23 protein-coding genes, 1 pseudogene and 1 riboswitch are annotated in these 23,571 nt (G+C 38.8%); of the genes and pseudogenes, 8 read left to right on the top strand and 16 right to left on the bottom strand.

Annotated elements, in window-relative coordinates; translation table 11 throughout:
* Position 1: 1 nt before the first annotated feature.
* Together rbsK and LZP85_RS03300 are read right to left on the bottom strand one after the other, a co-directional pair.
* Positions 2-880, bottom strand: coding sequence for a ribokinase (rbsK, locus tag LZP85_RS03305; protein ID WP_119543885.1), 879 nt, complete (start codon positions 878-880; stop codon positions 2-4).
* Between the two features lies 1 nt (position 881).
* Positions 882-1,861 (bottom strand): annotated as a pseudogene (locus tag LZP85_RS03300) (LacI family DNA-binding transcriptional regulator).
* Between the two features lie 219 nt (positions 1,862-2,080).
* Between LZP85_RS03300 and LZP85_RS03295 the strand changes: the two are divergent.
* Complete coding sequence (locus tag LZP85_RS03295; RefSeq protein ID WP_206782274.1) at positions 2,081-2,971, top strand: AraC family transcriptional regulator; 891 nt, start codon at positions 2,081-2,083, stop codon at positions 2,969-2,971.
* Positions 2,972-3,110: 139 nt separating this feature from the next.
* On the opposite strand, the gene LZP85_RS03290 is transcribed toward LZP85_RS03295, so the two are convergent.
* Together LZP85_RS03290 and LZP85_RS03285 are read right to left on the bottom strand one after the other, a co-directional pair.
* Positions 3,111-3,938, bottom strand: coding sequence for an aldo/keto reductase (locus LZP85_RS03290; protein WP_035320935.1), 828 nt, complete (start codon positions 3,936-3,938; stop codon positions 3,111-3,113).
* A gap of 34 nt (positions 3,939-3,972) precedes the next feature.
* Positions 3,973-4,722: an IclR family transcriptional regulator gene (locus LZP85_RS03285; RefSeq protein ID WP_119542642.1), complete on the bottom strand. Its 750-nt coding sequence runs from the start codon at positions 4,720-4,722 to the stop codon at positions 3,973-3,975.
* A gap of 266 nt (positions 4,723-4,988) precedes the next feature.
* On the opposite strand from LZP85_RS03285, the gene LZP85_RS03280 reads away from it, so the two are divergent.
* Positions 4,989-5,324: a PadR family transcriptional regulator gene (locus LZP85_RS03280; protein WP_025910378.1), complete on the top strand. Its 336-nt coding sequence runs from the start codon at positions 4,989-4,991 to the stop codon at positions 5,322-5,324.
* 2 nt (positions 5,325-5,326) lie between these two features.
* A complete protein-coding gene (locus LZP85_RS03275) occupies positions 5,327-6,091 on the top strand; it encodes a hypothetical protein (RefSeq protein ID WP_225001865.1) in 765 nt (254 codons plus the stop codon).
* Positions 6,092-6,099: 8 nt separating this feature from the next.
* Here the strand turns inward: LZP85_RS03275 and LZP85_RS03270 are convergent, their stop codons facing one another.
* A complete protein-coding gene (locus LZP85_RS03270; protein ID WP_119542644.1) occupies positions 6,100-6,411 on the bottom strand; it encodes a hypothetical protein in 312 nt (103 codons plus the stop codon).
* A 418-nt stretch (positions 6,412-6,829) separates the two neighbouring features.
* Here LZP85_RS03270 and LZP85_RS03265 point away from each other — a divergent pair, with 418 nt between their 5' ends.
* Together LZP85_RS03265 and LZP85_RS03260 are read left to right on the top strand one after the other, a co-directional pair.
* On the top strand, positions 6,830-7,162 hold the full coding sequence (locus tag LZP85_RS03265) for a DUF485 domain-containing protein (RefSeq protein ID WP_035320939.1): 333 nt from the start codon (positions 6,830-6,832) through the stop codon (positions 7,160-7,162).
* A gap of 17 nt (positions 7,163-7,179) precedes the next feature.
* Positions 7,180-8,730: a solute symporter family protein gene (locus tag LZP85_RS03260; protein ID WP_025910374.1), complete on the top strand. Its 1,551-nt coding sequence runs from the start codon at positions 7,180-7,182 to the stop codon at positions 8,728-8,730.
* A 49-nt stretch (positions 8,731-8,779) separates the two neighbouring features.
* On the opposite strand, the gene LZP85_RS03255 is transcribed toward LZP85_RS03260, so the two are convergent.
* Both LZP85_RS03255 and LZP85_RS03250 read right to left on the bottom strand, forming a co-directional pair.
* Complete coding sequence (locus LZP85_RS03255) at positions 8,780-9,757, bottom strand: zinc-binding dehydrogenase (RefSeq protein ID WP_206782278.1); 978 nt, start codon at positions 9,755-9,757, stop codon at positions 8,780-8,782.
* 1 nt (position 9,758) lies between these two features.
* Entirely contained in the window at positions 9,759-10,256 is a 498-nt protein-coding gene (locus LZP85_RS03250; protein ID WP_025910373.1) for a lactoylglutathione lyase family protein, read from the bottom strand.
* Between the two features lie 173 nt (positions 10,257-10,429).
* Here LZP85_RS03250 and LZP85_RS03245 point away from each other — a divergent pair, with 173 nt between their 5' ends.
* Positions 10,430-10,795: a winged helix-turn-helix transcriptional regulator gene (locus tag LZP85_RS03245; protein ID WP_025910372.1), complete on the top strand. Its 366-nt coding sequence runs from the start codon at positions 10,430-10,432 to the stop codon at positions 10,793-10,795.
* Between the two features lie 15 nt (positions 10,796-10,810).
* Here the strand turns inward: LZP85_RS03245 and LZP85_RS03240 are convergent, their stop codons facing one another.
* From LZP85_RS03240 to LZP85_RS03210, 7 genes are all read right to left on the bottom strand, one after another.
* Positions 10,811-13,147, bottom strand: coding sequence for a YhgE/Pip domain-containing protein (locus tag LZP85_RS03240; protein ID WP_119543998.1), 2,337 nt, complete (start codon positions 13,145-13,147; stop codon positions 10,811-10,813).
* Between the two features lie 238 nt (positions 13,148-13,385).
* Positions 13,386-14,390 (bottom strand): ABC transporter substrate-binding protein, encoded by a 1,005-nt coding sequence (locus tag LZP85_RS03235; protein WP_061786168.1) that lies wholly within the window; start codon positions 14,388-14,390, stop codon positions 13,386-13,388.
* Entirely contained in the window at positions 14,387-15,139 is a 753-nt protein-coding gene (locus LZP85_RS03230; protein WP_061786167.1) for an ABC transporter permease, read from the bottom strand. The genes LZP85_RS03235 and LZP85_RS03230 overlap by 4 nt, the downstream gene beginning before the upstream one ends.
* The gene (locus tag LZP85_RS03225; protein WP_119543997.1) at positions 15,136-15,900 is read right to left on the bottom strand and encodes an ABC transporter ATP-binding protein; all 765 of its coding nucleotides are present in this window, start codon (positions 15,898-15,900) and stop codon (positions 15,136-15,138) included. Before LZP85_RS03225 ends, LZP85_RS03230 begins: the two co-directional genes overlap by 4 nt.
* On the bottom strand, positions 15,893-16,564 hold the full coding sequence (gene tenA, locus LZP85_RS03220) for a thiaminase II (RefSeq protein ID WP_119543996.1): 672 nt from the start codon (positions 16,562-16,564) through the stop codon (positions 15,893-15,895). Before tenA ends, LZP85_RS03225 begins: the two co-directional genes overlap by 8 nt.
* Positions 16,564-17,841 carry an acetylornithine deacetylase gene (locus LZP85_RS03215; RefSeq protein WP_119543995.1) on the bottom strand — a complete coding sequence of 426 codons (1,278 nt, stop codon included), beginning with the start codon at positions 17,839-17,841 and terminating at the stop codon, positions 16,564-16,566. Before LZP85_RS03215 ends, tenA begins: the two co-directional genes overlap by 1 nt.
* A 107-nt stretch (positions 17,842-17,948) precedes the next feature.
* Positions 17,949-18,051, bottom strand: a riboswitch (TPP riboswitch).
* A 306-nt stretch (positions 18,052-18,357) separates the two neighbouring features.
* Positions 18,358-19,011 (bottom strand): HAD family hydrolase, encoded by a 654-nt coding sequence (locus LZP85_RS03210; RefSeq protein ID WP_061786166.1) that lies wholly within the window; start codon positions 19,009-19,011, stop codon positions 18,358-18,360.
* A 281-nt stretch (positions 19,012-19,292) separates the two neighbouring features.
* Here LZP85_RS03210 and LZP85_RS03205 point away from each other — a divergent pair, with 281 nt between their 5' ends.
* Complete coding sequence (locus tag LZP85_RS03205; RefSeq protein WP_206782279.1) at positions 19,293-20,525, top strand: cytochrome P450; 1,233 nt, start codon at positions 19,293-19,295, stop codon at positions 20,523-20,525.
* Positions 20,526-20,561: 36 nt separating this feature from the next.
* On the opposite strand, the gene LZP85_RS03200 is transcribed toward LZP85_RS03205, so the two are convergent.
* Together LZP85_RS03200 and LZP85_RS03195 are read right to left on the bottom strand one after the other, a co-directional pair.
* A complete protein-coding gene (locus tag LZP85_RS03200; RefSeq protein WP_119544015.1) occupies positions 20,562-21,332 on the bottom strand; it encodes a class I SAM-dependent methyltransferase in 771 nt (256 codons plus the stop codon).
* 33 nt (positions 21,333-21,365) lie between these two features.
* The gene (locus LZP85_RS03195; protein ID WP_119544016.1) at positions 21,366-22,496 is read right to left on the bottom strand and encodes an AbrB family transcriptional regulator; all 1,131 of its coding nucleotides are present in this window, start codon (positions 22,494-22,496) and stop codon (positions 21,366-21,368) included.
* Positions 22,497-22,697: 201 nt separating this feature from the next.
* Here LZP85_RS03195 and LZP85_RS03190 point away from each other — a divergent pair, with 201 nt between their 5' ends.
* A complete protein-coding gene (locus LZP85_RS03190; RefSeq protein WP_206782280.1) occupies positions 22,698-23,570 on the top strand; it encodes a LysR family transcriptional regulator in 873 nt (290 codons plus the stop codon).
* Position 23,571: the final 1 nt, after the last annotated feature.

Here is a 23,571-nt window from a genome sequence, read left to right as displayed (position 1 = left end):
TTTATAAGTTCCCTTCTACTTGTTCTCTAGTTGGCATACCGCCTTGCGCTCCAAACTTTGTTACGGATAATGAAGCTGCTCTGTTTGCAAAACGAATACTTTCATCAAAGCTTTTCTTTTCAGCTAACGCTACGGCAAAAGCAGCGTTAAATGTATCTCCTGCTCCTGTTGTATCAACAGCTTCTACCTTATATGAAGGAACAAGCACTTCTTCCTTTCCGTTAAAGTAGCGTACGCCTGCTTTACCTTCTGTAATAAATAACTTATTCGCATATTTATGGAGCACTTCTTCTTTCGCTTTTTCTTTGAATAAAACCATTGTTTCATGCTCGTTTGGCGTTAAGTACGTCACTTGCTCAATGACCTCTTCTTTTAACTGTCTTGCTGGAGCTGGATTTAATAAAAGAGGCACATTCACTTCCTTACAAAGAGAAGCTACATATTCCACCGTCTCTTCCGGAATTTCTTGCTGAATAAGTACAATATCAGATGCTTTAATGATTTCTTTTGCACTTTCTACATATTCTGGCGTAATAAAGTCGTTCGCTCCTTTTACGACAACAATGCTGTTATCGCCTTCAGCGAGAATAATATGTGCTGTGCCGCTTTCCATATGTGTAACCGGTTCCACATAATCTATATTAACACCGTTTTCCTTAAAGTTATCTAAAATGATTTTTCCATAATGATCATCACCTACTCGACCAATCATGTACACTTCTACTCCAAGCTTTGCAGCTGCTACCGCTTGATTTGCACCTTTTCCTCCTGGAACAGTTTTAAACGACTCTCCAAGCACTGTTTCTCCAGCACTTGGACGCTTGCTAGAAGTAACTACTAAATCCATTGATGAGCTACCAATAACCGAAATTTTCACCATGTTAATCAACCTTTCTTGTTGTATTTCGTTCAATAAACGTAACGGGTAATTCAATATGCTTATTTTGAACAATTTCTTTTTTAATATATTTTAATAGAAGTTTTGCTGCTTCTTTTCCCATTTCATAAGCGGGCTGCCTAATTGTTGAAAGAGCTGGAAATAACAGTTCACTTTGAGGAATATCATCGAATCCAACAATTTGTAACTCATCTGGAATTGATTTTCCCAGCTGTAACGCTTCACGTAAAATAGCTGCTGCCACAATATCGTTGCTGGCAATTACTCCATCCGTATTAGCATGCTTTTCAAACAGTTCTTTTGCCCATTTCTTTGCTTCATGAAATGAAAACGAAGTTGTATTCATCACTTGAAAGTCAACGTTTGCTCCGCTTAACGTTTCAAGTGCACCTTGAAACCGCTCTTGAGCTGGCTTTACGTTTGGAGGACCTTTTAATAAAGTAATTTGTTTGCTTCCTCTTTTAATAATTTCTTGTGCAGCAATTCTTCCACCTTCTCTTCCATCTGCATATACAGATGGATATTGGGGTGATGTACGGTCTAAAAAGACAACTGGAAAACCCAGTCCTTTATACGTTTCATCATCAGATATCGTTCTGGCTGTAATCATGCCTACAACGTGATTTTGAGTAAACGTATGTAAATAAGCCGCTTCTTTTTTAAATCTTCATCACTATTTCCAAATAAAAGACGAAATCCTTGACTGTGCACTTCATCTTCAATACCGCGCGCAAGCTGTGGAAAGAATGGGTTCGTAATATCTGGAAGCAACAATCCAATCAAGCGTGACTCACGCTTATACAAAGATCGCGCTACTTCGTTTGGACTATAGTTTAGTAATGTAATTGCCTGCATTACTTTTTCTCTCGTATCTTCGCGTACATACCCTGTGCTATTAAGCACGCGAGAAACCGTTGCAACAGATACACCAGCATGCTTCGCTACGTCTCGAATTGTTACCATACGAACGCCTCCCTCTTTTATATGTAACCGTTTACATTAATAATATATCACGAATTTGCTTTGTTGACAATACAAATATTTTTACCAGTTCTCTTTCTCTTTAAAAAAATACATATATAATAGAAGAAACTCGTTTAAACATCTATGAACATCGAGCAAATAATGTTAAGAATCGCATGATGTTTATTGATATAGTAACAATAAGGTAGGTGAAATAAAGTGACATATGAACAATGTATTCAAAACACCATTGATTATATTGAAGACCATTTGCATGAATCGATTACTTTAGAGCAATTAGCCGAAGTAGCTTGCTTTTCTCCATTTCATTATCATCGAGTTTTTCAAACGTTAGTCGGTGAATCTGTCATGGAATATGTAAGAAAGCGAAGGCTAACGACTGCAGCCCAGCGATTATTTTACACAGATGATAAAGTAATCGACATTGCATTTGACCTTGGCTTTCAATACATCGAATCGTTTAATAGATCTTTTAAAAAAGTATATGGACTATCGCCTAAAGAATACCGCAGTGCAAATATCCTTTGTGGACCGCTGCATGGAAAAGCCTACCTACAAAAACCAGTAACGGGAGGAAACAAAATGAAACCTACGTTAATCACAAAAGATGCTTTTCACATTATAGGATACGAATTACGAACAAAAAACATCGACGGTCAAAACAACAAAGATATTCCTGCGTTTTGGACTCATTATCTTCAAAACCGGCTTAGCACTAAGATACCCAGTCCATTATATGAAAACCAAGAGCTAGGAATCTGCACAGACTTTACTCCTTCTACGGGTGAATTTACGTATATAATTGGGATAGAAGTACAAGAAGGCACAATTGCACCTGAAGGATTAACCTATCGCAGCTTTCCTAAAGTAGACTATGCTGTTTTCACGACGCCTAAATCAAGTGAAGAAGACTTTACTTTCTCTATCCAATCTACGTGGAATTATATTTTTACAGAGTGGTTCCCTAAATCAGGATATGAACATTGTGGTGCAATGGAATTTGAGTTTTATGATGGCAGATGCTATGGTACAACAGATAAGCAAATCGATGTGTACATTCCTATTCAAAAGAAGCTTAGTAAAGCGTAAATATAGATCATTATATAATAGAAGAAACTCGGTTAGCTTATAGAGAGTATCTCTTATGTGCTTAATATACAGGTAGACAACATGAACAATAAAAGAGCGTCGCTTAGGAAAAAGCGACGCTCTTTATCATTCTTTTTTATTAAAAATCAAAGTTATCTGGGTCTGGACCAACGCGATGATTTTTGTTTAGTTCATTAATCTTCGCCATATCTTCCTGAGATAATTCAAAGTCAAAGATTGATGCATTTTCAACGATGCGGTGCTCTTTAATAGACTTTGGAATTGTTACGATTTCGCTTTGTAAATCCCAGCGTAAGATGACTTGTGCTGTTGATTTACCATGCTTATCTGCAATCTCTTTCAGTACTGCGTTATCTAATAATTCACCTTGAGCTAACGGAGACCAAGCTTCAATTTGAATATCATTCTTTTTACAGAAATCACGAAGCTCTACTTGAGTTAATAATGGATGAAGCTCCACTTGGTTAACCATTGGCTTTATCTCAGCGTCTTTCATTAAATCTTCTAAGTGATGAATTTGGAAATTTGACACGCCGATTGCTTTTACTTTGCCATCTTTATATAGCTTTTCTAGCGCTCTCCAAGTGTCTTTATATTTGCCTTCTACCGGCCAGTGAATTAAGTATAAATCTAAGTAGTCAAGACCTAGCTTGTTTAAGCTTGTTTCAAATGCTTCTAACGTTGACTCATAGCCTTGGTCTGCATTCCATACTTTTGTTGTAATGAAAAGATCTTCACGTGGTACACCAGCTTCTTTAATAGCTTGTCCTACGCCCTCTTCATTTTCATAAATTTTGGCTGTATCAATACTTTTGTACCCTGCATTAATTGCCCATTTCACAGAGTCAATTACCTGCTGTCCATCTTCTACTTTAAATACACCTAGACCAAACCATGGCATTTCAACGCCGTTTGCTAACTTTGTTGTTGATTGTAAATTGTTCATTACGATTCATCCCCTCTATAACTGTATATTTGAATCACAAATTGTGAGTCATTATGTGAGAAATTGCATCGGCACATTTTTTAACAAGCTTAGCGTGATGCTCATCTTTATCGTGAGAAACACGACCAGAAGGACCCGAAAGTGCTACAGCAGCGATGACCTGCCCATTTTTTCGTACAGGCGCTGCAATACATCTTAAACCAATTTCCCCTTCTTCATTATCAACTGCATAGCCTTGTTCACGAATTTTATGTAGCTCGCCTTCCAAATCTGTGCGAGATGTAAGCGTTTGAGAAGTAAAGATTTCAAACGTTAGTTGTTCAATGATTTGATTTTGCACTTCTGCTGACTGATAGGCAAGAATACACTTCCCAATACCGTTTGCGTGAATTGCTTTTTTATTCCCTACTTCTGAATGTGTACGCGTGCTATAATATTCCCCGCTCACAACTTGAGTTGTCACCATTTTGTTACCGGAAATAACTCCCGCATAAATGGTTTCGTTTGTTTGTTGATTGAGCTGCTCCATTGGTGGAACAGAAAACCAGTTTAAATCGTAGCTGTTCCCACCCGATAGCTGTGACATGAGCACAGTCGAAACACGATAGCGGTGATCAGCCGTTCTTTCAATGAACTCGTTTTGTTCAAGCGTACTCACCAAGCGATACATCGTACTTTTATTGTATTGAAGCACATTCATCATTTCAGAAATTGTCATATTCGGCTCTTTTATCAGTAAAGAGAAGATATCTAATCCTTTTTTTAATGTACCCACTTCAGACATTTTAAGCTCCTCCTTTAGCCGAATGATAATTTCATTATAAATACCATATATATTTTTATCAAATAAAGAAACTCATTCTTTTTAAATTCCCCATAAAAGAGAATATAAAGAACTTCTACAATTGGTATTACACGATTTTTACTAATTAAACGTGAAACCACTTGAATATTTTTACAAAAATTAGTATTATGTATCTTGTAATGCAAAATAGTAACATTTTTTAATCAACTATCTTATATTGCAAGATAGTTAAGGAGGAACGGCTTGTGTCTTCAACTCAGATGTTAAAAGGAATTTTAGAAGGCTGCTTATTAGCTATCATCTCAAAAGGCGAAACATATGGATATGAAATGATTGAAAAATTGGAAGCGCACGGTTTTCATATGGTCAGTGAAGGAAGCATCTATCCACTTCTTCTCCGTATGCAAAAAGAAAAGCTTATCACAAGCATCATGAAAGCTTCGCCTAACGGTCCAAAGCGAAAGTATTATACGTTAACACCTGAAGGACAACAAGAACTAAAGGACTTTCAAGAACGTTGGAATTCGTTATCATACAGCGTTAATCAGTTAATGAACAACAAAAGAAAGAAAGGAGAATGAATATGACGTTATCAAAAGAAAGCACGGACTTCTTACAAAATTTACGCCTTTATTTGTTTTCAAGTGGAAAAAACGAAGAGGAAACAGAAGATATTATCCTTGAGTTATCTCATCATTTATGGGATGCGGAACAAGACGGCAAAAGTGTTCACCACATTGTCGGTCAATCCCCAAAAGCATATATGGAAAGCTTATCAAGTGAAATGAAGCCTGACTTAATGGGATGGTTAAAATACTTACCAATGATTATTTTAGGAGTATTTGCTTACAGCTTGCTTGGCGATGCCATTCACGGTAATATTGCGTATTCTGCCTACACACTTATTGGCATGCCTATTTTCATTATCGTTATGCTGCTTATTTTGCTAAGTCTCTTTCGTGTTTTGGCTGCTAGACAATTGTCAGGATTAGCTTTGCTAACTTTGTTTATCCCTTACAATTTATTATCGATTGGTGGGTTTGTTGCGCTTGTGTTCCTAGAGAAAAACACAGAAACAAAGCTTTTCGTGGTTTCTGGGGGCTTGTATTCGCTAAGTGGATTGTTAAGTGCACTAGTGGCTATTACATTCTTAGTAGCCATATCGATTTGGTCTAAAACATGGGTCAGTATTTTGATTCCTATTTTTCTTTATTTACCTGAAGTTGTTGTAGACTTTTTTTCAATGTCACAGTCTGCTGCGTTAGTAGTAAGCACACTTATTTCATACGGCGCTATTGGCCTTTACATATGGCTTGTAATGAGGAAATTGAATAAAGAAGCAGCGTAAAAAGCGGCTCATTTCGAGCCGTTTTTTTCAAATCTCTCTAACTGATCTAACTTCTTTTCTGCTGCTAGTATTTCACGCTGTCGTTGTCCAAGTAAATCAAAATGAGGGTAGCCTGAACGATTATCAATATATTTAGACGGAATATTATATTTCTTCCCCCATTGAATGAGCTTTTCTATATCGCCGCAACCTACTTTTGTTACCGTTGTTGCACCTGGAAATCGATCATCGATCCAATAATGAGTTAAAAATGCAACCTCTCCTCGATTCACAGCTTCCTTCCATGCGTATAACTCTTCACGCTTTAATCCAAATGCCATCGTGTCACCTTTTTTCTGTCATCTCATTTTCTGTTATATAACATATTTTTATATTGTTTATATCATATATAACAGAATTATATAAATATCTTCTAAATGAAAAAGTGTTTCTTTAATACATAAGCCTATCTTTTTATTATCTCAAAAAAAGATATTTCCGGAAAAATTGATGATTTTATGAGATATATATTCTTTTTTAACTTATTATCGTTATTTCACAATTATATATACTAGTTCTTCTCAGCTGCAACATCCATGCCTTTTACTTTTTCACGGCTAGATGAAATGTCGATATTTCTTAGTTTTTGTCATATAATCTAAATTTACTTTTTTTTCTGAAAACAATATAATGACGGTGTACAGGAACATCTATCCAATATGTTCCAAACTTAATTTAAAGGGGGTATTTTCATTGGCGATGAACGGAAGCTCGTTACAGAAAAACGAAGAACAACCTACCTCACCAGACTATACGAAAATTGTTCAATCTCCATCTTTTCAACAGCTCTTAAAAACAAAACGGAATTTCATTTTACCATTATCACTATTTTTCCTAGCTTTTTATTTTACACTACCTATTTTAACAGCTTATTCTAACGTATTAAATCAACCTGCTTTTTTATCAATGACATGGGCATGGGTATTTGCTTTTGCTCAATTTATTATGACGTGGACACTGTGTATTCTTTATACACGTCGTGCAGCTAAATTTGATGAATTAGTTGAAGTAATTAAAGCTGAAGCTCGCTAAAAAAGGAGGATCTGTTAATGAATGCTCTTGCATTTTCACTATTTCTTGTAATTGTTGGATTAACGCTCGTAATCACATACTTAGCTTCTAAACGAACCAAAACTTCCAGTGATTTCTATACGGCTGACGGAAGTTTAACAGGTCTACAAAACGGAATGGCGATTGCTGGAGACTATATGTCTGCCGCATCATTTTTAGGTATCGCAGGAATGGTAGCGCTTTCTGGATTTGATGGTTTCTTTTACAGCATTGGATTTTTAGTTGCTTACCTTGTTGTTTTGTATGTTGTAGCAGAACCACTGCGTAATCTTGGAAAATATACAATGGCTGATATGATTGCCGCACGATTTGACCAAAAGAAAGTTCGCGGAGTTGCGGCTTTAAATACCATTACGATTTCAATCTTTTATATGATTGCACAGCTTGTAGGCGCAGGCGCACTTATTCATTTATTACTAGGAATTGACTACGTCTACTCCGTGTTAATTGTTGGTGTTTTAATGACGATTTACGTTGTATTTGGCGGTATGACAGCAACAAGCTGGGTTCAAATTGCCAAAGCTATTTTATTAATGATTGGGACATTTATTATTTCCGTGATTGTGTTTGCAAAGTTTGATTTTAGCATCGTAAAAATGTTTTCAGAGATGAAGACGGCAACACCTCTTGGCGAAGGCTTTTTAAACCCTGGAAACAAGTTTACCAACCCACTGGATATGATTTCTTTAAACTTAGCCTTAGTACTTGGTACTGCAGGATTACCTCATATTCTTATCCGTTTCTTTACGGTAAGGGACGCAATTACAGCAAGAAAATCCGTTATTTATGCAACATGGATTATTGGTGCATTTTACATTATGACCATCTTCTTAGGATTCGGTGCTGCAGCCTTTGTTGGATACGATGAAATTGTTGCGGCAAACGCAGCTGGTAACATGGCTGCTCCGCTATTAGCCCAAGTTTTAGGCGGAGATTTCTTATTTGCTTTTGTATCAGCCGTTGCGTTTGCAACGATTTTAGCAGTTGTTGCGGGGCTCGTTTTATCAGCAGCTTCAGCTTTCGCACATGACTTCTATAGCCATATCGTTCGTCGCGGTGAAGCAACGGAAAAAGAACAGGTTGTTGCGGCACGCTGGGCGTCAATTGGTGTATCAATTGTCTCCATTATTCTTGCATTATTTGCTCAAAATATGAACGTAGCCTTTTTAGTAGCACTTGCCTTTGCAGTAGCTGCTAGTGCAAACTTACCAATCATTTTATTTACGATTTTCTGGAAACGATTTAATACAACAGGTGCCGTAACGGGTATGCTTGTAGGCTTACTAAGCTCTCTGATTCTTGTAGCAATTAGCCCGAACGTTTGGTCACCGGAAGCAGGAGCAGCCATCTTTGTTGGAGAACCTCTCATCACGCTCACTAACCCAGGCATCATTTCAATTCCACTTGGGTTCTTAGCTGCTATTATCGGCACGCTTGTTTCAAGTGAAAAAGCGGATGCGAAGAAGTTTGATGAAGTACTAGTAAAAGCAAACACAGGCATGGGCATTCAAGGTCCTGTAAAGCATTAATAATAAACAAAGAAATAGCTCCCTACACAAGGGAGCTATTTCTTTATGCTTATAGCACTGCAATGATTTTCCCTGTCACAGTGCGACTAGCTAACTGTGCTAGTGCTTGTGGAACCTCATCTAAAGAAATAGTTTTCTCAACAAGCGGATCTAGCTTTCCTTCTTTCACAAGCTCTAACATGTTATCGCCCATTTTCTTTAGAGCTGCTTGCTCGTGACGATTAGCTGATTGATGAGCACTGCCTAATGCAACTTGATGAAAAGAAAGTGGATGTGCAAATGAAATGGCGCTATTCACATCAGGTGGACCTGCAATAAAAGCGATTTGCCCGTTAAATGCAAGTGCTTCTAGTGACTTGTTTGCATTTTCTCTTCCAACCGTGTCAAGCACAGCATGAACACCTAATCCATTTGTAATAGCAAGAGTTTCTTTCACAAAATCTTCTTCTTTATAATCAATGGCGTAATCTGCACCTAATGATTTCACATACTCATGATTTTTTTTAGAAACTGTTGTGATGACAGTTAAACCTGCCTGCTTAGCAAGTTGAATGGCAAAACCCCCTACTCCACCTGCTCCGGCATGAATTAAAATGAACTGACCTTCCTCAATATGAAGCTTAGAGAATAGCGCTTGGTATGCAGTGTAGCCAGCACAAGGTAGCGCTGCTGCCGCTTCAAATGATACGCCTTCTGGGATAACAGATACCGTATGAGCTGTTGTGACAGCATACTCAGCAAAACCGCCTTTTTTCGTTAGATCTCCGTGATACACAACGCGGTCACTCACTTGAATATCGGTTACGTTCGCACCTACTTCTTCAACAACACCAGCTACGTCTAGTCCTAAAATATGAGGATATGACCAGCTTGGATTTCCACCCGTTGCAGTCTTATAATCAACAGGGTTTAGCGCCGTAGCATGCACTTGCACAAGCACTTCTCCTTCACCAGGCACAGGTTTTTTACTGTTTCCAACCTGCATTTGTTCCCATTTTCCTTTTCCCTCTAACAATAAAGCTTTCATCTTAGTAAGCTCCGTCTGAATACGTTAGCTCATAACTATGCGTATAGATTTCGATTAAATTGCCGAATGGATCTTCACAGTACACCATTTTGTAAGGCTTCTCGTTTGGATAATACTCACGAATTGGCATACGCTGCTTTCCACCATGAGCAACAATTTTTTCTGCAAGTCCTTCAATATCAGGGTCTTGAACGCAGAAGTGGAAAATACCAGTTTTCCAAAATTCAAAGTTATTTTCAGGCGTTTCATTTTGAAGAAACTCAAAGATTTCTACACCGATTTTATCTCCTGTTGCTAAGTGCGCAATACGAAACTTCCCCCAGCCTGATCCAAAAACATCCGTACACATTTGTCCAATTGCACTGTCATCTTCTACAATTTCAGATGGCTCCATAATGACGTACCATCCTAGTACTTCCTTATAAAATTTAACGGCTTCGTCCAAATTAGGAACAGAAAGCCCGATATGTGAAAATGAACGTGGATATGGTTGATTCATTTTTGTTTCCTCCTTCATATTTAAGATTGGTTTCAGTATAATGGAATCACCTATTCATGACTAGACGGCACTTTCGTGTAACCAGGTTACCAACCCGTAACCCTATTGACGAATTCATTCAATAGATTGTCCAACTAGTATGCTTCTATTACGTTACATAAGGAGAGATAAAGTTGAAAACCACAAAATACAATATTCCTGTCGAAGCCACGCTTGAAGTAATCGGTGGCAAATGGAAGGTTGTAATTCTTTGTCACTTAAAAGAACAAACGCTTCGATTCAGCGAGCTACAGCGCATCATTCCAAATATCACAAAAAAAATGCTCTCCCAGCAGCTTAGAGAGTTAGAACATGACGGCATTATTAAACGTACTTTATATGATGAGATTCCACCTAAAGTCGAGTATTCGCTCACGGATGAAGGAGAGACCCTTCGAGAAGTGTTAGATTTGATGTGCTCATGGGGAAATGCACGCATTGAGAAAGATCCAAACGCCGTGAATTTGTATAAAGAACATGAAAAGAAGCTTAGCCATTAGGCTAAGCTTCTTTCATTAAGCTGTTGCTTCTTCATCTTCATTTACTTTGCGAAATTTTCGTGCATTCAAGCTGAAGATAATAATTGTTAAGATAATAAACACAAGCGCAAATATTCCTAGCACGCCCGCTTGACTCCAAGCAAACCCATAGTCATTACCAACCGAAATAATTTCACGGAATCCACGAATCGCATACGTCATCGGTAAGAACGGATTAATTACTTGGAAAAATTCTGGCACTAGCGCTTTTGGGAACGTTCCAGAGCTTCCTCCGATTTGAAGGAGAAGCATAATAAACGTTAAGAACTGCCCTACTTTACCTAAAGCTGTTGTTAAGAATAACACCAGCGTAAAGAACGTTAAGCCTGTAATAATGGTGAACACATAAAATCTCCACACGCTTGTCACATGTAAATCAAGTCCCCACAGCAGTGCTGTTGCTACAAGAATCGATTGGAAAATTGCCATAAACCCAATTACGCTAAACTTACTTAAGAACCAAGCAAAGCCAGACGTTGGTGTAATCGCTGGATCTTTTAATGAGTAAACAGAAGAGAACATAAGCGCTCCTGCGAATAACCCAATACATAGAATGTATGGTGTTAAGCCCACTCCGTACTTATCTACATTGTTCTGTTTGTCATCTTGTAAGTCAGTTGGACTAGCAAACATGCTGTACGTTTTATCGTTTGGATTCACTTCTTTGGCATCATTTGCTCCTTCTTGTAGAGAAGAATGAAGCTCACTTGTACCGTCTGCTAAATCGGATGACCCATCATAAAGTTTATTCGAACCATCTTGTAAATCTTTCGAACCATTTACAAGCTTCTGTCCACCTTTATTCAGTTCATCTAAACCACCTGCTAACTTGCCGCTTCCTGTTTCCGTTTTTTGGATTCCTTCTTTTAGGTCACCCGTTGCGTCAACAAGCTTGTTAGCTCCGCTATTAATGGTTTCCATACCACTATTAAACGTTGTGAACTTTTCGTTAAAAGTTCCAAACTTTTCATTGAACGTTTTCTCGCTAGCTGCTAGTTTAGCTGCCCCATCGTAAATCTGTGACTGTCCGTCAGAAATTTTACCGATAGCACTTTGAATGTCCTGACCACCTTTTGAAAGCTCTTGTAAACCGTTTGCTAATACTTGAACCTGATCAACTTTTGCTTTCAATTCTTTAATCTGCTCTTGCTGCTGCTCCATAAACTGCTGGTTAGACAACTCGTTAATATCAGCAATTAATTTTTGTTTTTGGTCATCTGGAATCGATTCATTTTCATTAATTGAAGTAATAAGCTGCTGCTTTTTCGTATCAAATGATTGACGAACAGAATCAATTTTCTCTTTAAGAGCTGCGGCTTCTTTTTGCTTAACCGCAATTTCATTGGCTACTTCATTGACTTTGGTATTAGCTTCATTCAGTCCTGATACGAACTCAGGAAGCTTCCCTTCTAACTCTTTCGTCCCAGTTTGCAGTTCACCTAACTTTTCTTGCAAAGTTCCTGCACCTGTTTCTAATTGCTTAGACGCCGTATATAATTGATCAGAGCCTTCTTGTAGTTTCTTTGCTCCATCGGCGGCTGTTCCAATTCCTTTTGCTAACTCTCCTTGCTTCTCATTAATTTGTGTTGCGCCCTCTAAAAGCTTGACGGTTGCGCTATGCAGATCTATTGCACCTTTATTCGCATCACTAATTCCATCTGCTAATTTTTCCACGCCATCTTCAAACGTAACTGTACTTTCTGCTAATTTTTTCAAATTATCGCGAAGCGTTTTGGAACCATCTTCAATTTTTCCAGCACCGTCGCTTGCTTCTTGAAGACCATCCGCCACTTCTTTGAAGCTATCAAATACAGTTTCTGCGTACTGCTTCGTTACTTCTTCTTTTATTTGTTCATTGATTTTTGTTACTGCGTTTGAACCAATCTGCGCACCGGAATAGTTTTTACCAGCGTTCGTATGGTAGACAAACTTCATTTTCTTTGGATCTTCATCCATTAAAGTTGTTGCGTTTTCAGAGAAATTACTTGGCAGTTCTAGGACGAGATAATACTTTTCATTCTTTAAGCCTTCTAGCGCTTCTTCTTTATTCGTAAAACGCCAGTCAAACGTATCGTTATCCTTTAAATTTTCAACAAAATCATCACCGACGTGAAGTTCTTTCCCATCTAGAGTAGCGCCTTTGTCTTCATTGACAACGGCTACAGGAATTTGATCTGTTTTTCCATATGGATCCCAATAGGCTGATAAAAAAATCACATTATATAAGAACGGAACGAATAATAAGCCCACAATAATTAAGATATTCATCGGCTTTGAAATAATGGATTTCCATTCTCCCTTCAGCATATTCATCGTTAAATCCCCCAATAGCTTTTCAGTTAAATTGACTATTTGACTAAAAAACAAATACAGTCATTAAGTTCTGATTAATGTTATCATATTCACAAACAGTAGGTCAATTACAATTTATTAATTTTTTTCTTCTTATTTAATATAGAAAACGAATTTCTATATACTTTTTGTTAGGCACCATTATTTTATTCCCAGTTAGAACATAAAAAAACGCATCAATCGATGCGTTTTTGTTTTATTAATTTGTCAAATCTATAAACATATCCTCTGGCTTGGGTTCTTTTTTAATTAAACTAGAATCCTTTAACCACTTCGCTGTTTCTTCCCAAGACTTATTTGTCTGACTGCCAAAGCCTTCAGCTGACTCCATCTTTGGAAGTAAGATATCCAAACTTTGTTTTTCTACTCCTTCCACTAGTGGAAAATTCGCTTTGTCTTGATTGCTTAATAGAATATCAAGAGCTTCATCCGGATGTTCATTCATGAATTCATAGCCCTTTGTTGCTGCTTTCCAAAAAGCACGAATTGATTCTTCATCTTTTTCCCATGTATGATCACTTGTTACGGCTACTAGCTCGTAATAATTGGGAACACCATAATCGGTTGGATTAAAATAGCGTGTATCATATCCTTTGTCTTTTAAAACAGGAACTTCATGGTTAATATAAGCCCCGATTACCGCGTCGACTTTTTTGGTTACAACTGAAGACCCTAATTCAAAGCCTACGTCAGCCATTTTTACCTTGTCCGGATTCCCTCCGTCCGTTTTGATCATCTTTTTCAGCAGAGCTTCATTTAAAGGAATTCCCGTATAGCCTACCGTCTTGCCTTCTAAATCTTTTGGGCGTTTAACAGGACTTTCGTCTAAAAACACAACGTGATTTAACGGAGAACGGACAATAGCTCCTACTGACTTCACCGGAACGTTTTCGTTGGCTCTTGCCATTACGACATCTGGCTGATAGTAAAAACCTAACGTGACTTTACCCGTAGCCGCTAGATTTAACGGGTCGGTTGGGTTGGCAGGATATTGAATATCTACCTTTACACCTTCTTCTTCAAAATAACCTTTTTCTTGTGCTACGTATAAAAAGCTATGTACAGCGTTTGGATACCAATCGAGCATCACCGTTACTTCCTTTAAATCTTTTTTATTAATTGATGAGCTTGTAGCGTCTTTCCCACAAGCTGCCGTTACTACTACTAAAAGCAGCAGTGATAAACTAACTAGCCATTTTTTCATTTAAATTTCCTCCACTTCAGTGATTTACGTTCAATCCATGTAATGCCAATAAAAGAGATGATGCCGATAAGGGATAACACAACGATTGGAGCGAATACACCAGCCCCATCAAACTGTGTCATCATCCGTCGACTGAAATAACCTAAACCGGCTTGTGCACCGAGCCATTCACCGATTGCAGCGCCAATAACGCTTAAGGTTACCGCTACTTTTAAACCTGAATAAAAATGAGGTAAAGCGGCTGGAACACTTAGCTTCATAAAAAGATCTCGTTTAGTCGCTCCCATTGTTTTTAAAAGTTCAACGTGTTCACGTCTCGTTGAGCGAAGACCATCAAACGTGTTAACGGTAATGGGGAAAAACGTAATTAAGACCGTTACAACTACTTTGCTCCAGATTGAATAGCCAAACCAAAGTACAAAAATAGGCGCTAGCGCTATGATTGGAATGGTTTGCGAAGCTACTAAAATAGGATAGATAGCCCGCTCAATGGTTTTGTTGTTATTCATCCAAATCGCAACCACCACGCCTACAACAATTGAAATAGCTAAACCTATTAAAATAATCCGTAGCGTTGAAGGTAAATGTTCAATGAACAGCACATCTTTTAGCTCCCATATTCTCACGCACACCTCAACTGGAGATGGTAAAATAAAGGGCATCGCCACAACATAAGCGATAACCTGCCAAATAAGCAGCAACATGAGCGTTAAAATAATAGATGAACTCCACTCTTTTACCTTCTTCATGCATCCACCTTCATTCTGAGCTCTTCCATCAGTTGATGCTTTAGCTTTACAATCTCTGGTCGATCTATATCCTGCAGAGACCTTGGCCTTTCAAGAGGTACCTTGACCTGCTGAAATTCCTTTAAAGGCTGCTTATCAAAGATAAAGATTCGATCTGATAAAAACAGCGCTTCCTGTACATCATGGGTGATAAACAAAATGGTTTGCTTACGCTTTTGCCACTGTTCAAGCAGCCACTCCTGCATGGATAGACGAGTAATGGCATCCAAGGCACTAAACGGTTCATCTAGCAAAAGTACGTTTGACCCGCTTAGCACGCTACGAAGAAACGAAACCCGCTGCTTCATTCCTCCTGATAAATTGGCTGGAAATCGATGTTCATACCCTTCTAACCCAAATTCACTTAGCAGCTCTTTTACTTGTGTATATGCTTTTCCCTTCGCTACTCCTTTTAACTCTAAAGGTAAAGCAGCGTTATCTAGAATCGTCCTCCAAGGTAAAAGAAGATCTTCTTGGGGCATGTATCCCACATGACCCAATCTACTATGATGCTGCTGACCATTAATTAAAATCCTTCCGGTCTGCTCTATCTCTAACCCGGTAATGAGTCGAAAAAGCGTGCTCTTTCCTGAACCGCTTGCACCAACAATGCTGACAAACTCTCCTTCTTTAATATCAAAATTAAGAGATTCTAAGATTGCTCCTCTGCTTTCTTCATATGAGAAAGTCACCTTTTCAAACTCCAAAGCTTTTTTATACATGAACAGGCCACATCGCTTTTTCATAAGCCATATCCCAGAATAAGTATTCAAAGCGCGTCGTATTAATAAAGATTTCTTCTAGCTTGTTAAGCTCTGCTTCTGATTTTCCTTCTGCTAGCTGATCCATTAGATCAATGCACCAAATCGCAAGCTCACCAAATTCAGCTGAGCTGTACATGTGAATCCACTCACTATAAAGCTCATGAGCTGCTCCAGGCTGAGTGGAAAGCTCTTTGCCAATTTCCCAATAGCTCCACATGCACGGGAGCAGTGCGGCAACAAGCTCAGCTAGCGTTCCGTTTTGAGAAACGTGAAGCATATAGTGCGTGTAAGCAAGCGTTGTTGGCGCGGGCTCTGCTGTTTCTAGTTCTTCAGGAGTAATTAAAAAACGTTTTGCATATTGTCTATGTAGCTCCATCTCTTCGTTGATTGTTGAATGTAATAACGCTGCAAATTTCCCCATCGTTTGAACATCTGTTGCTTTTACTGCTCCAAGTGCAAATAGCTTCGCATAATCAATTAAATACACGTAATCTTGTACCATATAAAAGCGAAACTTCTCTTGCTCTAACGTCCCTTCTCCCATCCCCTTTACAAAGGGATGCTCATGCGTTTGCTTCCAAATAGGCTTTACTTTTTCATATAAACGTTCACTGAATCTCATTAGGCACTCTCCTTTTTTGTATGTAGCCACTCATAAATAAACTGAACCATCACTTTCGTGTAATCGAGTAATTGATCAACGGACAGCTTTTCATTAACAGCGTGTGCTTCCGTTAATTCGCCTGGGCCATAAATAGCTGTAGCTATACCTGCATCAGCTAGCCAGCCACCGTCCGTAACCGTTGGAGAGACGTTGACTTTCGCTTCTTTCATTGTCACTTCTCTATGAGCACTGACTAACGAGTGAACTGCTGGGTGATTTCTATCTACTTCAAATGCAGGGAAAATTTCACCTCTATCTTCAATCATTGATGTTCCTCCCCACTTAAACGTTGGGAGATTTTCTCTTAGCCACCGATCTGCTTTTGCAACCTGTAACAGATGGTCTTCTACTTCTTTCGCTACTTCTTCATACGATTCATTTGGATAATAATGAACGGTCACCCACAGCCTGCACTCATCTGCGATAAACGCTGCGTGGCGACCACCTTCAATAACCGCTGGATTGATTGTATTTGTTCCAGGCGGAAAGCCAGGGTAGCTTTTGACAACAGCCCAGTGGCGCTCTAACTCTTGTAGTGCACCAATTAATTTCGTCATTTTTTCAATTGCACTGGCTCCCAACAAACCGCCGCCGGCATGAATCATTTGTCTTCTTGTGGCATCATGATATGTTTGCTTACTTTTCACAGTTATCCACCCGGTAATGACTCCACCTTGACCTTGGATTTGCAAATCACTTGTATCAACCACAACCGCAAAGTCTGCGCTATATCCTCGCTTGCAGCATTCAAGGGTACCTGCTTCTCCAACCTCTTCACCGATAACTGACTGAAACACTAAATCACCAGGAAACTCCACTCCAGCTTCACGTAGAAGCTTAATAGCAAACAGCGCACCAGCGAGTCCGCCTTTCATATCGGCAGCGCCTCTCCCCGTAATAAATTCTTCACCGCACCTCGCTTGAAACGGATCAGCATTCCATCCTTCGTCTTCGTTAACAGCTGCAACATCAATATGTCCATTAATAATTAAGCTCTGGTACCCACTTCGATTTGTTCCCTTTAATGTTCCAACAACGTTAGGATCATTTGGATACACGTCCCACATATCTGTTTCAAAACCATAGCTTTCCAACAGCCGCGCAATATAGCTCTGCGCTTCTTTTGTATTACGTGCAGGTGGTGCTGGTGTTTTGTAAGATATGAGCTTGGTCAAAAGTTCAATAAGCTCATCTCGTTTGTCATCTACTTGCTTTACTACATCCGTAATATTCATGCCAATTCCCTCCTTCTAAACCACATAAAAAAGCGCTTCTTTTCATAGAAAAGAAGCGCTTGAATATACACATGTATCCCTCTTACATCACGTAAAAGTCATAGATGTAGCACACAATACCTCTTTCCTACGCTAGTATTACCTAGTTCAGGTTATAAGGGTTAAGACAAGCGTCTCTCTCAGCTTTGAAAAGCACCCCTAGTGGTTTGATAATGACTATTTTTTTGTAAAACTATCTGATTATTACCTCTATTAGTTGTACCACACTACCTTATATAGTTCAATACAATTTGCAGAATTCTAATTTGACCTTCAAAGCCACAATAGCGTTATGTTTAATTCTATCGGATGCCTACTAAGTATAGAAGACTAGGGACGAGCTATTCAGCTTAAAATCCCTCCTTTTCTATACTTACTTCTTTTGACAAGTTGGACAGTAATACAACCGCCTCATATTCCGTTCCCAAAAATACACTTAGAACCATAGAAAGTGGAGCTAATGCTAGCTCCACTTTTTTAATGACTTACCTGTTCAATTACTTCTTGCAACGACTTCTCTTTCATAGAGGCAATGCGTAAGTGATACGTTTCAAACGTCAAATGTGCAGAGAGACGATTCGGCACAATTACACATTGTAAACCCGCAGCAATCGCAGCTTTTGCACCGTTGGCTGAGTCTTCAAAAGCAATGGCTTCAGAAGGTTTTACGCCTAACTTTTCAACTGTTTGCTTATAAAGAGCTGGATCTGGCTTAACTTTTTCCACGTCGCCACGCGTTTGCATCACTTCGAAATGACCAAGGAGATCTAATTCCTTTAAAAACGACGTAACCCATGCACGGTCTGAACTGCTAGCTAAACCAATTTTCAGTCCTAATTCTTTCGCTTCTTTTAAATACTCAAGAACGCCTTCACGAGCTGCAAGCTGCTTCATTTTTTCTTGGTGACGCTTTAATGACTCTTTTGCAATTTCTTCCTTCGTTAATTCACGACCAAACTGCTCATATAAAAAGTCGTAAAGCGCTTTAGTATCCGTTCCTATATAAGACGCAAACTCTTCAATTTTCAAATGTACGCCACGAGGTTCTAGCATATCGCAGTATACTTCATACCAAACTGATTCTGTATCTACAATTAATCCATCAAAGTCAAACACAATTGCTTTAATCATCTTTCATACCGCCTTTATATCTCAATTCTAGTTAATATCCTATCACGTTCTTATGAGTAGAGCTACAAATGTATATTTCAGCTAGCACATCGACATATGGATATCATTTACATTTTTCTATTTCTTTACGCTCAACTTTTCTATTTCAGTTGATGAGCAAACAATACCCCCTATATAATTAAGGTACATTTTGAACTATAGGTTCATTTTATCGAACTGTATGTACAAAAAGTTTAGAGAGCATTTACTCTTTTCCATCTCTATAGAAGGAGGAACGAACAATGAAACAAGAAGTAATTCCGGTAACTGAGATACCAAAATTCCAAACGCGTTCAGAAGAATTTTTTCCGATTGATTGGTACAAAGAAATGCTAAATCAACACCCTGTTTATTTTCACGAAGAAACAAATACATGGAACGTCTTTACATATAAGCATGTAAAAGAAGTTCTAAGCAACTATGAGTTTTTTTCAAGCGAGGGACCACGAACAACCATTTTTGTTGGGAGTCAAAAAGCCAATGAGAGTCGTTCTGGAGTTACCAAACTAACGCTGTTAGATCCACCTGATCATCGTAAAGCACGCTCTTTACTTTCTGCTGCTTTTACACCACGTAGCTTAAAGAACTGGGAGCCACGCATTCGTCAAATTGCTGCTAATCTTGTCAAAGACATCGAAGCGAATACAACTGTAGATATTGTCGAAGTTTTTGCATCGCCTTTACCTAGCTACGTGATTGCAGATTTATTCGGCGTACCGATTGAAGACCGTCACCAGTTCAAACATTGGATAGACGTATTATTTCAACCTTACGATAAAGAGCGCCTTCATGAACTCGAACAAGAAAAACAACAGGCAGCTAAAGAATATTTTGAATATCTCTATCCACTTGTCGTTCAAAAACGTTCAAATCTTGCAGATGACATTATTTCGGATTTAATTCAAGTCAATATAGATGGAGAAGGTTTCACAGACGAAGAAATTGTTCAAACAACCATGCTCTTACTTGGAGCTGGTGTTGAAACAACAAGCCACGCTATCGCCAATACGTTTTATTCATTACTATACGATCAACCTTCTTTATATCAAGAACTACGTGAAGACATGTCCCTCATACCAAAAGCCGTGGAAGAGATGCTTCGCTATCGCTTTCATATTTCTAGAAGAGACCGAACAGTCGAGCAGGATAACGACTTACTAGGAGTGCCTTTAAAAAAAGGGGATGTTGTAATTGCATGGATGAGTGCCTCTAATTTAGATAAAAAAATGTTTAACGATCCCTTTACGCTCGACATTCATCGTTCAAGCAATAAAAAGCACTTAACCTTTGGAAACGGTCCTCACTTTTGCTTAGGTGCTCCGCTAGCACGACTTGAAATGCAAGTGGCGCTAGAAGCCTTTATCCAAATTTTTTCAGGAATTGAACCCGCTTCAGACTTTATATTAGAAGACAACCTAACCGCTTCGGCAACGGGTCAAACGCTCGTCCGCCTACCGGTCAAAGTATATAGCTAACTAAAAAGCCACGCTCTCACAGGAGCACGGCTTCTCTTATTTTTTCGCAACAATTAAAACGGATTCTGCTTGAAACGATTGAATGCTTTTACCGTCTGTTTGAATATGAAAGAACGTTTTCAGTTCACTTGAAGCACGCAGCATCTTTTCTATGAGCTCTTGCTTATCGTTTAGCGGTACTTTCATCATTTCACACCAATCATCAAACAGAAATGTTTTTGGAAAGCGCGTCATTAGCTCAATTGTGAAGCCCGCTCCCTCTAACATTTTAAACCACTCTGTCTTTTTATAAGCACGCTTATGGCTAGGATCTCGCTTCTTTTCCACTTCGTTATAAAAAGTATCATATGCGTCACTTTCTGGCGCCACGTTATCCACGACTATAAACGCTCCGTCTTTCTTTAATACCCGAGCTGATTCGTTAACAAAGCTTTGCACATCGGTAAAGTGATGAGGAGCGATTCGGCACGTTACGAGATTAAACGCTTCATCTAAAAACGGTAGTTTCTCTGCTTCACCCTGGACAAACGATACGTTCTCATGACCGTTATTTTTGATAAATTCTTCTGCATAAAGGAGCATTTGTGGAGTAAGATCAAAAGCTACTACCTCACCAAATAAACCGGCAAGCTTATTAGCTACGTGGCCTCCACCCGTTGCGATATCCAAGGCTTTTTCTCCGGCATAATCAGCCGCTACTTCTGTTAAGAAAGCTAAATCAGCTCCTTTGGAATGGCCTTTGCTTTTCACATAGTTTTTAGCATTGCTGCCAAATTGACTCACCACTAGCTCTTTTTCATGATTCATTTCCCACCACTACCTCTCTTCATAAGTCAGCTATTACCTTTCTTGAACCTTAGCATGAGCATGAACTTTCTGCTCCCCAACCTGATAGAACCATCTAAAGATTGGTGGTAATAGCAGCGAAACAATTAAAATACGAAATACTTGAACAGCTACAACAAACGGTGCATCTGCTCCTAGTACAACAGAAGTGGTCGCCATCTCCGCAACTCCTCCTGGAGCAAAAGCAAGTGCTGTTGTAATAAATGGTATGCCTCCAACCTCAGATACGATATATGCACATAGAAACATCGTACCAATTAACACAATTGTGCTAATAAAAGCCACTCCAATCGTTCGCTTCATACCCTGAAACATATCAGCGTGAAAACGTGAACCAATGCTTGTCGCAATGATTACTTGCGCAATAATTAAGACAAGATGTGGCCACCACGCTGTTAAGTTATAGCCTGCAATCGCTGAGCCTGCTACTTGCATGATGCCTACCGTCAGCATCCCTCCAACAAGCCACGGAGCCGGAAATTTGAAACGCTTGCCAATTAGGTATCCAATAAATGCTGCAAAGACTAATACAAATGTCCATGATACTGACTCTAAACTAAAAGAAAAAGCTGCCTCAGAGGGTGCTGCTACTGTTGCTTGTTCTCCTAACGATGAAACAAGAAGTGGAACCGTAAGCACAACAAGGAATACGCGCATAATTTGAACAACGCTTACCGTTGCAGTGTTTGCTCCCACCTCTTCTGCAATCCCTGGCATGGCACTTAGTCCACCAGGAGCTGTACTGAACAAGCTTGTTAACAAATCATTTGAGGTGAATTTAAAAAGAATAAACCCAGAACCTAATGAAAATAAAATAGAGATTAATAAAATGATAGATACAGGAAGCCAATTATCTACAAATGTGCTGACAACCGTTAGATTAATTTGTTGCCCTAGCTCAATTGCTAGAATAAGCTGACCAATATACAGCCAAACCTTTGGCATTCCTTTAGAATTCGAAGGAACCTTCAAAAATTGAGGACGAGTAATTGCTAAAGTTGTTGCCACAATAAGTGTTCCAATCATCCAGCCGATTGACATTCCTAATGAAGACAATAACAGCCCGCCTAAAGCGCTTAGTATAATCAATAAAAGCGTAGATGAAAAAGATAATGTTGCTTTCATTTCAAATCCTTCTTTCTATTTTTGCTACGATTACTTTGTCAGTTAAAAAACAAAACAAGCGGTTTAAGTCCCCTTGCTCTTACGCATAAACTTTACGTTTTCTATCTATCTAAACTATAGTATACTTTTAGAGATAATTGAAATATCGGATTTGTATGTAGAAAGATAAAAAAAATTAATACCTGAATAAAGGAGGAAGACATGGACGATCGCGATTGGCTCATTTTACAGCTTTTATACCAAGAAAAAAACATCACAAAAGCTGCAAAACTACTTTATATCTCACAACCAGCCCTGACGAACCGCCTGCAACAGATGGAAAAAGAATTTGGTGTACAGATTGTTAACCGTGGGCGCAGAGGTATCCACTTTACACCTCAAGGAGAATATTTAGCAAAATCTGCTGATAAAATGATTGCGCAACTCCAGCACATAAAAGACCACGTCTTAAATATGGGCGATAAATTAACAGGCACACTAAGGCTTGGCGTCTCGAATTTCTTCACAGATTATAAATTACCCGGACTCTTGCGTTTGTTTAAAGATAAGTATCCGGATGTTGAATTTAAAGTAACAACCGGCTGGAGCAGCGACGTTGTAAACCTCCTGCATCACCAAGATGTTCATATTGCTTTTGTAAAAGGTGATTATAACTGGCGCAACGCAAAGCGGCTTATCTTTGAAGAAACGGTGTGTATTGCTTCAAAGACACCGATCAAGCTAAACGATCTTCCGCGTCTACCTCGCATTGATTATCATCAAGACCGCTTTTTGAAAACAGCTGTCGACCATTGGTGGAGCGAAAATTTCAATCAGCCTCCAAGCGTCAGCATTCACGTAGATAAAGCAGATACATGTAAAAAGATGGTAGAAAACGGCCTTGGTTACGCGATGCTTCCCCACATGCTAGTTGAAGATGTTGAAGGGCTTCACGTCATTCCGATGCAAAACGAAGATGGGACTGCTTTGCTTCGAAAAACGTGGATGTACTTTCATGAGGAGTCACTTGAAATTAAAATTGTAAAAGCATTCATTGAGTTTATTGAAGAGATTGATTTGCATGATATTCATTAAA

The organism is Priestia flexa, assembly GCF_021441905.1.
GTDB lineage: Bacteria > Bacillota > Bacilli > Bacillales > Bacillaceae_H > Priestia > Priestia flexa.
This window is presented reverse-complemented; position numbering and strand designations above follow the sequence as displayed.